This is a genomic window from Bacteroides sp. OM05-12, assembly GCF_003438995.1.
Classification (GTDB): domain Bacteria; phylum Bacteroidota; class Bacteroidia; order Bacteroidales; family Bacteroidaceae; genus Bacteroides.
Genome location: NZ_QSUN01000005.1, coordinates 208,013 through 220,776 on the forward strand (window position 1 = coordinate 208,013; position 12,764 = coordinate 220,776).

Sequence of the window (12,764 nt, forward strand, 5' to 3'; positions counted from 1 at the left end):
GCGGATCAATCAGATGAATACGGATTTAACAGATCCGTGTAAATCAGCTCAATCCGCGTTATCCGCGAACCATCGGTTTTGAAGGAAGTAAGAATAACAATAATATAACATATATAAAGGAGTAATGCAACAAAAAGATGTAACCTTAATCCTCGACGACGGGAGCCGATTCAGCGGTAAGTCGTTTGGCTACGAGAAGCCGGTAGCCGGAGAAGTGGTGTTCAATACGGCCATGACGGGTTATCCCGAGAGCCTGACAGATCCTTCTTACGCAGGGCAGTTGATGACCCTGACTTATCCGTTGGTGGGTAATTACGGAGTACCTCCGTTCACCATCGAAGCGGACGGAATCCCCACCTTTATGGAAAGCGCGAAGATACATGCCGAGGCCATCATCGTGGCAGACTACTCGGAGGAGTACAGCCATTGGAACGCTAAAGAGAGCCTTGCCGAATGGTTGAAACGCGAACAGATACCGGGCATTACAGGTATTGATACTCGTGCGCTCACTAAAAAACTCCGCGAACACGGAGTGATGATGGGACGTATTGTGTTTGAAGAAGTGGAGAGCGGAGAGTTGAAAGTGGAGAGTTATGAGGATATTAACTATGTAGACCGTGTGAGTTGCAAGGACATCATTGTCTATGCCGGAGGTGAAAGCTATGCTTACAGCATCGACACTCCCACAGCCGAGCTTAACTCTCAACTTTCAACTTTCAATTCTCAACAGAAGAAGAGAGTAGTGCTTGTGGATTGCGGTGTAAAAGCGAATATTATTCGCTGCCTGTTGAAGCGCGGCGTAGAGGTGATTCGTGTGCCTTGGGATTACGACTTCAACGGATTGGAGTTCGACGGATTGTTCATCAGCAATGGTCCGGGTGATCCTGATACCTGCGATGCTGCCGTACAGAATATCCGCAAGGCGATGCAGAACGAGAAACTCCCCATCTTCGGTATTTGCATGGGCAATCAGTTGCTTGCCAAAGCGGGTGGTGCGAGCGTATACAAATTGAAATACGGACACCGCAGTCACAACCAACCTGTGCGCATGGAGGGAACCAACCGCTGCTTCATCACGAGTCAGAATCACGGCTATGCAGTAGACAATAAAACATTGGGCGAAGATTGGGAACCCCTGTTTACCAATATGAATGATGGTTCCAACGAGGGCATTCGCCACAAGCGCAATGCATGGTTCTCGGCACAGTTTCATCCGGAAGCCGCGTCAGGACCTACGGATACCGAGTTCCTGTTCGATGAATTTGTCCGGTTGCTATGAACGCCTGTGTACCGGTACCCCGAAACGTACGTGTATCGATACCCCGAAACACATACGTTTCGGTACCCCAGAACACATACGTTTCGGTCGACCAAACTAAAAGAGGGGAACTCCTCCGTCGCTTTGCACAACCTCCTCTATAAACAGAGGAGGAGCTTTGGATAGCTTTGGTTATCATCGCTTGGCGAAACAAAAGGGTCTGAGACCTAAGCTCTCCCTCTGTTTATAGAGGGAGTACCCCGTAGGGGGGAGGGAGTTCTTAAAGTAGAGAGTTTCTCGAACAAAAGTAACGAATGAATATATAATGGATAATAACAACCATACAAACCAACCGCATCTGCAGGAACAACGCCGTCAATTACGTAAGGAAAGTACTCCGGCGGAGGTGATGTTGTGGAAGATGCTCAAGAATAATCAGGTGGAAGGTGTGAGGTTTCGTCGTCAGTTCAGTGTCGACAACTATATCCTCGACTTCTATTGTCCGCAAGTACGTTTAGCCATCGAACTGGATGGCGAGGTGCACAATCAAGCCGGGGCTGCTTATTCTGATGAGGAACGGACGCTTTATTTGAAGGAACGATTTAATATAAAGGTAATACGTTTTGAGAATAGCGAGGTGTTTGACTATCCGGAACGTGTGGTTGAAGAAATACGTGAAGAACTCCTCCGTCGCTTACGCGCCACCTCCTCTATGAACAGAGGAGGAGTTTAAATAGTAAATAATAAAATAATAAAAAGATATGAAAGACAAGAACATAAAGAAAGTCCTGCTGTTAGGTTCCGGTGCGCTGAAGATAGGCGAGGCGGGAGAGTTTGACTATTCAGGCTCGCAGGCACTCAAGGCGTTGAAAGAGGAGGGGCTGGAAACCATCCTCATCAATCCGAATATCGCAACGGTGCAGACCTCCGAAGGTGTGGCGGATAAAGTTTACTTCCTGCCCGTGACCCCCTATTTCGTGGAGAAGGTCATAGAGAAGGAACGTCCCGAAGGTATCCTGCTGGCATTCGGCGGACAGACGGCATTGAACTGCGGTGTGGCACTCTACAAAGAAGGTATCTTGGAGAAGTATAACCTGAAAGTGCTTGGTACCCCCGTGCAGGCAATCATGGATACGGAAGACCGTGAATTGTTTGTTCGTAAGCTCGACGAGATCGATGTGAAAACCATCAAGAGCGAAGCGGTGGAGAATATCGAGGATGCCCGTCGTGCGGCTGCCGAACTTGGTTATCCCGTCATCATCCGCGCTGCATACGCACTCGGCGGACTTGGTTCCGGCTTCTGCGACAACGAGCAGGAACTCGACATACTTGCCGAGAAAGCCTTCTCTTTCTCCCCGCAAGTGTTGGTGGAGAAGTCGTTGAAAGGTTGGAAAGAAGTAGAGTATGAGGTGGTACGCGACCGCTTTGATAACTGTATTACGGTCTGCAACATGGAGAACTTCGACCCGCTCGGCATCCACACGGGTGAGAGTATCGTCATTGCTCCGTCACAGACGCTTACCAACAAGGAATATCACAAGCTGCGCGAGCTTGCCATCCGCATCATCCGTCATATCGGTATCGTGGGTGAGTGTAATGTGCAGTATGCTTTTGACCCTGAGAGCGAAGACTATCGCGTCATTGAGGTCAACGCCCGCCTGAGCCGTTCATCGGCATTGGCATCTAAGGCAACCGGCTATCCGTTGGCATTCGTGGCTGCCAAGTTGGGCTTAGGCTATGGGCTGTTCGACTTGAAGAACTCCGTGACCAAGACTACCAGCGCGTTCTTCGAGCCTGCCCTCGACTACGTGGTCTGTAAGATACCCCGTTGGGACTTGGGTAAGTTTCATGGCGTAGACCGTGAGTTGGGTAGCTCCATGAAGTCCGTAGGCGAGGTGATGGCCATCGGACGTACCTTCGAGGAGGCCATCCAGAAAGGACTTCGCATGATAGGTCAGGGTATGCACGGCTTCGTAGAGAACAAGGAACTGGTTATAGAGGACATTGACAAAGCCCTCCATGAACCTACCGACAAGCGTATCTTCGTTATCTCCAAAGCCATGCGTGCCGGCTATACCGTAGACCAGATACATGACCTTACCATGATTGATAAGTGGTTCTTGCAGAAACTGAAAGGCATCATGGATACGGACAATGAATTAAGGAGTAAGAGTGAAGAGGTAAAAGGGGATGAAACACTCTTAACTCTTCCTTCTTCCCTCTTAACTAAAGCGAAGCGACAGGGCTTTACCGATTTCCAGATAGCCCGTGCACTCGGTCTGGACCACCACATGGATAGCGAGGAGGCTATTTTGAAAGTTCGTGCCTATCGCAAAAGTCTCGGCATCCTTCCGGTGGTGAAGCAGATAGATACCCTTGCTGCCGAATATCCTGCGCAGACTAATTATCTCTATCTGACATATAACGGCACAGAGAATGACGTCACTTACTTGGGCGACCATCGTTCCATTGTTGTGCTTGGTTCGGGTGCTTATCGCATCGGCTCCAGCGTGGAGTTCGACTGGTGTGGTGTGCAAGCGTTGAACACGATCCGTAAGGAGGGTTGGCGCAGTGTAATGATTAACTATAATCCCGAAACCGTGTCGACCGACTACGATATGTGCGACCGTCTCTATTTCGACGAACTTACCTTTGAACGGGTGATGGACATCCTTGAACTTGAGAACCCGCACGGTGTTATCGTGTCCACCGGAGGTCAGATTCCGAATAACCTTGCCATGCGTCTCGATGCCCAGCAGGTGAACATACTCGGCACTACCGCTAAGAGTATTGACAATGCCGAAGACCGTGACAAGTTCTCTGCCATGCTCGACCGCATCGGTGTAGACCAACCAGAATGGAGTGCACTTACTTCGATGGAGGACATCAATGCGTTTGTGGCAAAGGTGGGTTTCCCCGTCCTTGTGCGTCCCAGCTATGTACTTAGCGGTGCAGCGATGAACGTTTGCTCTAATCAAGAGGAACTGGAACGTTTCCTTCGTCTCGCTGCCAACGTTAGCAAGAAGCACCCGGTAGTGGTTAGCCAGTTTATCGAGCATGCCAAAGAGGTGGAAATGGATGCTGTAGCAGATAAGGGAGAGATTATAGCTTATGCTATCAGCGAACATATTGAGTTTGCCGGCGTACACTCTGGTGACGCTACGATACAGTTCCCGCCACAGAAACTTTATGTGGAGACGGTGCGTCGCATCAAGAATATCTCTCGTCAGATAGCTAAAGAATTGAATATCTCCGGTCCGTTCAACATTCAATACTTGGCGAAGGACAATGACATAAAGGTGATTGAGTGTAACCTACGTGCCAGCCGTTCGTTCCCGTTTGTGAGCAAGGTGCTGAAGCTGAACTTCATCGAGCTTGCTACTAAGGTAATGCTTGGCATCCCCGTAGAGAAGCCCAACAAGAATATCTTCGAACTGGATTATGTAGGTATCAAGGCAAGTCAGTTCTCTTTCAACCGTTTGCAGAAGGCTGACCCGGTACTTGGTGTGGATATGGCGAGTACAGGTGAAGTGGGTTGTATCGGTAGTGACACATCTTGTGCCATTCTCAAGGCGATGCTTTCCGTAGGCTATCGCATCCCGAAGCAGAACATTCTGCTCTCCACAGGTAATATGAAGCAAAAAGCCGATATGATGGATGCCGCAAGACTTTTACAGCAGAAAGGTTATAAGTTATTTGCCACTAAAGGTACACACCAAACCCTTGCCGAAAGCGGTATAGAGAGCACTTTAGTCTACTGGCCGAGTGAAGAAGGACAACCGCAAGCATTGGATATGCTCCATCGCAAGGAGATTGACATGGTCGTGAATATACCCAAGAACCTTACTGCCGGCGAGCTCGATAATGGTTATAAAATACGCCGCGCCGCCATCGACTTGAATGTTCCGTTGATAACGAATCCAAGATTGGCAAGCGCTTTCATCAATGCGTTCTGCACGTTGAGCGTGGATGATTTGGCTATTAAATCATGGGATGAGTATAAGTAGGAAGGAGAGGTTTATGCCACGATTATATGTGCTATTATTTGCTATTGTCTTCTGTTTATATTCTCGAGCACAGGATATGGAAGAATATCGGACTGTTGATAGTCTTGCTCTTGCCATACCTGATGCCCGGACGCATTCCACAGAAGCGATAGCAAGTTATATCAACCGTCACTTTACTACTACAGATGATAAACTGCGTGCTGTCTATACATGGCTTGCCTATAACATTCGTTATGATCTCAGTATGCTTAAACTGACGGAGCAGGAAAAGGATGTGGATGCTCTTGTCAGTCATGCACTGAAGGAGAGGCGGGGAGTCTGCTTTCAGTTTGCCGGGTTATTTCACGAGATAGCCGGAAAGCTGGGTGTGAAAAGTTATACGGTGAGCGGCTATACCAAAAAATATGGTAAGGTGATGGACGATTCCCACCAGTGGGTGGCTGCACAGGTCGGTGATGATTGGTATTTCTATGATCCGACATGGGCTTCGGGTTATCGTGATGAGAAGACCAAGAAGCAGGTACAACACTTTAATGGGGCCTACTTCAGAGTGTTGCCGCAAGAGTTGATTCAGTCACATATGCCTTTCGATCCTCTTTGGCAGTTCTTGGATTATCCTTTGACTTATCCGGAATTTGATGTAGCGGAAACAATACGTATGGATAGTGTCTATTTCAATTGGCGGGATACATTGGCTGTGTATGAACGCGGTGACGAACGGACATACTTGCTGGATGAAACGAGGCGTATGCGTGCCAATGGCACTCCCAACCGGTTAGTGGAGGAGAAGATTGCATTGAATGATCATAACATATCGGTTGATAGTTATAATAACGATGTTGTGCTTTTTAATGAAACCGTTAAACTCTACAATAGCAGTGTAGAACAGTTGAATCGCTTCATTCATTATCGCAATGCCACCTTTGTGCCTGAAAAAGAGGAAAGTGAAGTACGGGGTATGCTTACTGTTTGTGATGAAAATATTGGGAAAGCCTTGTATAATCTTTCTATTATCAGGATGAATGAGGGTGAGATTGCTACGGCTGTGGCGAATTTAAAACGGCAGATTATCACTCTTCATGCAGAAGTCGGGAAACACCAAGCGTTTTTGGATACCTATTACAGTACTCCGTTGGAGAATCGTAAATCATTGTTTCTAAAGCCTTGAAAGGGAAGCATGTTAGAACTATAGCTATTGTTTTGTATATCATGTAAAAAAAGTCTATATATTGTATGGTATTGTGCGAAAAGTTTTTCTATCTTTGATTCGCTAATAACTTAAAATAATGGACGACAAAAGGAAGTTAGAGGAACTGCAGCAGGAAATTGCACAGCTCAAGAAAGAAAACAAGGTATTGCACGACGAAAACAAAGCCCTCAGAGAAGAAGGCGGTAAGTCTGCTACGTTTAAAGAAAAATATGCCGTTAAGATATTGGAGTCATTACCCGATATGTTGACGGTATTTGATCATATGGGATATAACGTCGAAGTTGTGTCCAACGAGGAAAGTAATCATGTAGGGATAAGCAATGCTGAATTAATAGGGCGTAAAATGTGCGATATTGTTCCGGAAGAAGCGTATCGAAATATCTGGAGCAATATGCAACGGGCAATCAATACCGGCAAAGTTTCGGCGGCACATCACGAATTGGATGTCAATGGAGAACACCATTACTACGAGAACCGTATATTTCCGCTTGATGAGAAATATGTACTTATAATGTGCCGTGATATTACCTCACGTGTAGATGTAGAAAGTGAGATGCAGACCTATAAACGGGTGCTTGACCGAGTGAGTGACAGTGTATTGGCACTTTCGACGGATGGCACGTTGGTCTATGCTAATAAGAAATTTATAGAGGAATATCACGTCACGCAGGAGTTGGGGAAACAGAAAATTTACGATCTTCCCGTGACGATTAATACCCCTGAATTATGGGCGGCAATGTTGGAAAGAATCCGTAACCATGGGGGAAACTACTCCTACCGTGCTGATTATCGTAAGTCGGGTAAGAATAGTATTTGTCAGGTCTCTACTTTCCTTAACCGTCAGGGACAGGAAGAAGTTGTGTGGTTTTTTACACAAGACATTACTGACGTTATCCATTTCCGTGACGAGCTTCGCGAGCAGAATTACTTGTTGGAGAGTATCTTGAATAACATACCTGTCTACCTTTTTGTTAAAGATCCTGCAAATGAATTCCGTTACCTCTACTGGAATAAAGCCTTTGCAGCCCATTCCGGTATACCTGCATCCAAAGCTATCGGGCATACAGACATTGAAATATTCCCCAATAGGGAAGATGCCGATAGGTTTCATGCTGACGACCTTGAGGTAATACGTACTAAAAAACGGATGGATATGCAGGAAACGTACGTTTCCACTAGTGGGGAAACACGTGTTGTACAGACGATGAAAACACTTGTACCGATGGATGGTCGTGAATCTCTTATCATTGGCATCTCGTGGGATGTAACCGATATGGAGAACATTGAACAGGAATTGATTAAGGCACGTATCAAGGCTGAACAGTCTGATCACCTTAAAACCGCTTTCCTTGCTAATATGAGTCATGAGATTCGTACGCCGCTTAACGCTATTGTAGGCTTCTCTAAATTGCTTACTGAAGCAGACAACCCTGAAGATGAGAAACTCTATTCTGACATTATCAACCAGAATTCCGAAATCTTGCTGCAGCTCATTAACGATATTCTTGATCTTGCCAAGATAGAGGCTGGTACATTGGAATATGTTAAGCATCCGATGGATCTTGGTGAACTGTGTCGCAATGTTTACGAGATACATAAAACCCGTGTACAAGATGGCGTGACATTGGTGTTGGACAATGATAAAGATGCGCATCTGATTATTAACGAAGATCAGAATCGTGTTATGCAGGTTGTTACTAACCTCATTAATAATGCTATCAAGTTTACCATGAAAGGTGAGATTCATTTCGGTTATGAGGTGAGGGATGATGTTATTGACTTCCATGTCTCCGATACCGGTATGGGTATACCTGCAGACAAGGTAGATCGTGTATTCGATCGTTTTGTCAAGCTAAACGATTTTGTACAGGGAACCGGGCTTGGTCTTGCTATCTGTAAGATGATACTCAAGAAAGCGGGAGGAAATATCAGTGTCACTTCGGAAGAAGGTAAAGGTACTACATTCCATTTTATTGTACCCTATGAAATGGGGCGCTGTCGTGCTGAAATACAGAAAAATACCAAGCAAAAAGTAGATATGCAGAATCTTTCAGGAGGAATGAAAACTATCCTTATTGCTGAGGATGTAGATAGTAATTATCTGTTGTTAAAGTCGATTATTGGTAAGTCCTATAATCTATTATGGGCGAAAGATGGCGAACAGGCGGTTAAAATGTTTAAGGAAAATGATCCTGACTTGATCTTGATGGATATTAAAATGCCGAATATGGATGGTTTGGAAGCCACCCGAATTATTCGTTCCTATTCTATGCTAATTCCTATTGTAACCCTGACAGCCTATGCTTTCGAGTCGGATAGAGAACAAGCATTTGAGGCCGGTTGTAGTGACTTCCTGACTAAACCAGTTCAGTCTGGGGAATTAAAAGCTGTGTTGGGGAAGTATTTGGAATAATATAGAGAAAGGGGCTCCCATTAGTTGAGAGTCCCTTTTGTTCGTTTATACCGCGCATTTTATTTGATTTCGATAGTTTTTGTAGTCTTAACAGTTTCTTCAGGTTTACGCTTCGGAAGCTCGATAGTTAAAACGCCATTTTCTACTTTAGCGTCGATTTTGTCTTTATCCACATCGTCAGGTAAGATAAGAGTCTGTTGATATTTGGAGTAAGAAAATTCACGGCGTAAATAGCGTGCTTCCTTATTCTCATCTTTTTTTTCCTCTTTTTTCTCCATTGAGATAACCAAGTCGTTATCCTCGTTTACATGGATGTTGAAATCCTCTTTCTTCATTCCTGGAGCAGCTACTTCAACCTTATAATCTGTAGCAGATTCAATTACGTTGATTGCAGGAGCTGTTGCGTTAGCTTTAACCATCCAATCGTTATCAAAGAAATCATTAAAAATACTCGGTAACCAATTCTGAGTTCTTCTTACAGGCATCATAGTTCTAATCTCCTATTATTTAGTTATACATTAATTGTTTCTAAACTTCGGTTTTTTCAACCGTCGTTCACTGATAATAATGCAAATGAAGTGCCAAAAGTTCATTCTGACATTTTGTATCTAAATAATGTCCTTATAATGCAATAATGTCTTATAATATGACAAAATATGCTGTATTATTAAAATAATGAAGCATTTGTTTAGATAAGTTTAAATCTTATCCGAAGAATGCCATTGTTATAATCATAGCTGATTATCTTAAATATTCCTATTTCTGAAGTGTTTTCTACATGCGTACCGATACAAAGGCATTCATCATAGTCGCCTACATGTATGATACGTACAGTTTCAGAAGCATTTTCCGGTAGACGTTTCATATCAAACCGTCCAACAGCCTCTTCTTGGGTGATGAATTCAGTAGTGACGGGTAAATGTTGTGCTATTACTTCATTAACCGTTTTTTCTATCTTCTCAATATCCTCTTCACTTGGTTGCTGTGGCAAAGCAAAATCCAATTTGCTCTTTTTCCTTTCAATATGTGCGGAGACTGCCCTTCCGCATCCGAAAAGGTTCACCATTGTACGGTTTACAATATGTTCGCAAGTATGCATCGGCGGATGTTCCTGCTTGTTGTGATCGTTGAGTTGAATTTGTTGTTCCATAAGTTACTTAGTACGATTAATAATATATTGATTAAACATTTCCATATGGAGACCTGTACATTTAACTTTTACAATATGTTGTTTATCTGTTAAAAAGCAGGTGGGGGTAGCTTGTGCGCCATATTTAATTTTCATAGGACTTGCATCTTGTTTGAAGTCTGAAATGAAAATATATTCTGAAGGATATTCTTCTTTTAATTTTTGTAAGTCCTCCAATGAACTACAAGGCCAGTATACTAAAATCAAGAGATCGTTGCGTGACGTTTGATTATATAATAATTCAAGTTGTTCACGTCCTTGCTTTCCCATGCAGCCGAGTCCACCATAAAGTATAAGTAGTTGTTTGCTATTTGTTATATTCCAGTCAAATTCTTTCCCGTTTATTTGAACACAAGGAAAGTTATAAATCAAATCGCCCTCTTGAATCTGTTTGGTTTGTAGATGTTCCCTGATATTTTTGCCGTAAAAAGATTGCTGAATCTGAGTATCAAGCGAATTTAATATGTTTTCCAAAGTATCTTTGGATATATCAAGGCGAGTCATGTATAAACGTTGTAGTCCACTGGGTACTGATGCATATTTGATTGCTAACTCTATATTGGTTTTAGATGCCTTCTCTAAAATTTCATCGAAGATATTCTGGATACTGTCTCTTTTATCAGGCATTGTTTCCCAATACTGACTTAATGTATTTTGCTGATTCTCAAAATTACTCCATAAAATACTGTCTTCTTTTAGATAGTTAGCTTCAGTTATTATCTCTTGTGAATGGAGTTTTGTAATACTCAATAAACATATACTTACTAAGTATAATTTGTTTATAATAGTATTTTTAATGTTTTGAATTGTTGTTTTAGTCATCTTCTTTGTTTTTTGTAAAGGTAGAGCTATATTTTGAAATGTGAAAGAAATGCATCATTTTTCAGATTAGAGAGTATTTTTAAATTCTTCTTTAAAACGATGGGAAGTTGTGGATTGTCGACCACATGTTCGTATTTCAAAGAAACGGACTGTATAGACATAAAAAAAGGAGTCACGCTTGACTCCAACCTTTGTTAACCTTAAATCTAATACTATGAAAAACACATTGCAAAGATACGGACTTTCGGATAATCTGCAAATATTTTGCTTTGAAATGTATGCTTTATAACATGATTTAGTATTTTGCCATTATAAATGTTTATATAGATAAAAGAAAACTGTTTGTTTTGATTGCCTGTTATTGTTTTTGATCGCATCCTTTTTTACTAAAACTGGAAATAAATGAAAGGTTGAACGTTTCCGGATTGGAATTGGATAACTAATTGTACGGTAATGGTGAAAATGATAACTTTCACTATCCAAGAGGCATTAATAAAATACGTTTTAACTTTTTCGTATTGCTGCATGCGAATACAATGGAAAAGATAGATGAGAAGAATGAATATGCACCAAGTAGTTCGTGCCTGGAAAAAAGGCAAGCAATGTGCCAAGTCGAAATCTTGTGCTATGTGCTTGATTAATAAGATGCCTTGTTGCAGATTCTCAGCCCGGAAGAATATCCATAAGAAACTGACGAATGAAAAGGTAAGTAACCACGAGAAGAAATTGAAGACTGGAGTATTGGGCAGCCGGTTTAACCATGGCTTATTGAGTTTCTGGATGATGAGACCTACTCCGTGAAGTCCTCCCCAAATAATAAACATCCACGAAGCTCCATGCCATAATCCGGCTATAAGCATGGTTGTTATATTGTTAAGGTAAGTGCGGAAACTTCCTTTTCGGTTGCCTCCTAAAGGGATATAAATATAGTCTCTCATCCAGGTAGACAGGGAAATGTGCCATCTTCTCCAAAACTCTTGCAGATTAGTAGATTGATAGGGAAGGCAAAAGTTCTTGCCTAAATCAAATCCCATGACAGAAGCTATTCCGATACTCATATCGCTATATCCGGAAAAGTCGCAATAAATTTGAGCACTATATCCTATGACGGCCATTACCCCCTCGAAACCGGAGTATTGTAACGGAGCATCGAACACCCAGTTATTGTATTGTGCAATGTAATCAGCAAATACTGCTTTCTTGATAATTCCGATGATGATAAGCCATAGTCCGCCATATATCATCTCTTTGCTGATGTATCTTTTACTCTGTATTTGTGGGAAGAACTTATCCGCCCTCATGATAGGTCCGGCAAGTATTAATGGGAAGAAAGACAGATAGAAGAGGTATTGCAGGAAAGAATTGGTCGGCTTAATTTTTCCCCGATATACATCAGTTATATAACTGATGGTTTGAAATGTATAAAAGGATATGCCGATAGGCAGGAATATGTCGAATGGCTGCAGGTTATTTGCCAGTAGATTATTCCATGTCTCAAGGAAAAAGTTACTGTATTTGAAACTGAACAAGATACCTGTGCTGAGGCAGATGGAGTAAATAAGGTAGAATCTTCTTTTCCATTGGCTTTGAGACTTATGAATAAGAATAGCCAATGCCCAGTCGATAAATGCAGTGCCGGGTAATATGAGAAACATAAATCCGTTAGCCCGATAGTAAAAGTATAGACTGAAAGCTGTAACATAAAGCATCATTTGCACTTTCTGCCTGCGTATGAGCGAGTAGACAGAAATAAATACGATAAATATGATCCAGAAAGTTCCGGAAGAAAACAATATCGGTTCTCGCGTCTGTAGAGAGAATACAGATTGTAGTGAAGTCAATATGTTGTTGAGGATTTCCATGCT

Annotated in this window: 9 protein-coding genes; 5 read left to right on the plus strand and 4 right to left on the minus strand. The window is 42.8% G+C overall.

Going from position 1 to position 12,764, the window contains the following annotated elements; translation table 11 throughout:
• Window positions 1-124 precede the first annotated feature (124 nt).
• The 5 genes from carA to DXB63_RS06880 all read left to right on the plus strand — a co-directional run bounded on the left by carA (window position 125) and on the right by DXB63_RS06880 (window position 8,888).
• Window positions 125-1,279, plus strand: a complete 1,155-nt coding sequence (gene carA / locus DXB63_RS06860) for a glutamine-hydrolyzing carbamoyl-phosphate synthase small subunit (protein WP_122125658.1) — start codon at window positions 125-127, stop codon at window positions 1,277-1,279.
• A gap of 304 nt (window positions 1,280-1,583) precedes the next feature.
• A complete protein-coding gene (locus DXB63_RS06865) occupies window positions 1,584-1,991 on the plus strand; it encodes an endonuclease domain-containing protein (protein ID WP_122125659.1) in 408 nt (135 codons plus the stop codon).
• Window positions 1,992-2,019: 28 nt separating this feature from the next.
• Complete coding sequence (gene carB / locus DXB63_RS06870) at window positions 2,020-5,265, plus strand: carbamoyl-phosphate synthase (glutamine-hydrolyzing) large subunit (RefSeq protein WP_122125660.1); 3,246 nt, start codon at window positions 2,020-2,022, stop codon at window positions 5,263-5,265.
• A 76-nt stretch (window positions 5,266-5,341) separates the two neighbouring features.
• Window positions 5,342-6,433 (plus strand): transglutaminase domain-containing protein, encoded by a 1,092-nt coding sequence (locus DXB63_RS06875; protein WP_158563650.1) that lies wholly within the window; start codon window positions 5,342-5,344, stop codon window positions 6,431-6,433.
• A 118-nt stretch (window positions 6,434-6,551) separates the two neighbouring features.
• Entirely contained in the window at window positions 6,552-8,888 is a 2,337-nt protein-coding gene (locus DXB63_RS06880; protein WP_122125662.1) for a PAS domain-containing protein, read from the plus strand.
• Window positions 8,889-8,947: 59 nt separating this feature from the next.
• Here the strand turns inward: DXB63_RS06880 and DXB63_RS06885 are convergent, their stop codons facing one another.
• The 4 genes from DXB63_RS06885 to DXB63_RS06900 form a co-directional block, all read right to left on the minus strand.
• Window positions 8,948-9,376: an Hsp20/alpha crystallin family protein gene (locus DXB63_RS06885; protein WP_122125663.1), complete on the minus strand. Its 429-nt coding sequence runs from the start codon at window positions 9,374-9,376 to the stop codon at window positions 8,948-8,950.
• Between the two features lie 200 nt (window positions 9,377-9,576).
• Complete coding sequence (locus DXB63_RS06890) at window positions 9,577-10,038, minus strand: hypothetical protein (protein WP_122125664.1); 462 nt, start codon at window positions 10,036-10,038, stop codon at window positions 9,577-9,579.
• Between the two features lie 3 nt (window positions 10,039-10,041).
• A complete protein-coding gene (locus tag DXB63_RS06895) occupies window positions 10,042-10,899 on the minus strand; it encodes a DUF5074 domain-containing protein (protein ID WP_233522814.1) in 858 nt (285 codons plus the stop codon).
• A 386-nt stretch (window positions 10,900-11,285) separates the two neighbouring features.
• On the minus strand, window positions 11,286-12,761 hold the full coding sequence (locus DXB63_RS06900; RefSeq protein ID WP_158563651.1) for an MBOAT family protein: 1,476 nt from the start codon (window positions 12,759-12,761) through the stop codon (window positions 11,286-11,288).
• Window positions 12,762-12,764: the final 3 nt, after the last annotated feature.

Excerpts from the sequence above, each read along its gene's own strand:
- carA (WP_122125658.1), top strand. The coding sequence starts at position 125 with ATGCAACAAAAAGATGTAACCTTAATCCTCGACGACGGGAGCCGATTC.
- DXB63_RS06865 (WP_122125659.1), top strand. The coding sequence starts at position 1,584 with ATGGATAATAACAACCATACAAACCAACCGCATCTGCAGGAACAACGC.
- carB (WP_122125660.1), top strand. The coding sequence starts at position 2,020 with ATGAAAGACAAGAACATAAAGAAAGTCCTGCTGTTAGGTTCCGGTGCG.
- DXB63_RS06875 (WP_158563650.1), top strand. The coding sequence starts at position 5,342 with ATGGAAGAATATCGGACTGTTGATAGTCTTGCTCTTGCCATACCTGAT.
- DXB63_RS06880 (WP_122125662.1), top strand. The coding sequence starts at position 6,552 with ATGGACGACAAAAGGAAGTTAGAGGAACTGCAGCAGGAAATTGCACAG.
- DXB63_RS06885 (WP_122125663.1), bottom strand. The coding sequence starts at position 9,376 with ATGATGCCTGTAAGAAGAACTCAGAATTGGTTACCGAGTATTTTTAAT.
- DXB63_RS06890 (WP_122125664.1), bottom strand. The coding sequence starts at position 10,038 with ATGGAACAACAAATTCAACTCAACGATCACAACAAGCAGGAACATCCG.
- DXB63_RS06895 (WP_233522814.1), bottom strand. The coding sequence starts at position 10,899 with ATGACTAAAACAACAATTCAAAACATTAAAAATACTATTATAAACAAA.
- DXB63_RS06900 (WP_158563651.1), bottom strand. The coding sequence starts at position 12,761 with ATGGAAATCCTCAACAACATATTGACTTCACTACAATCTGTATTCTCT.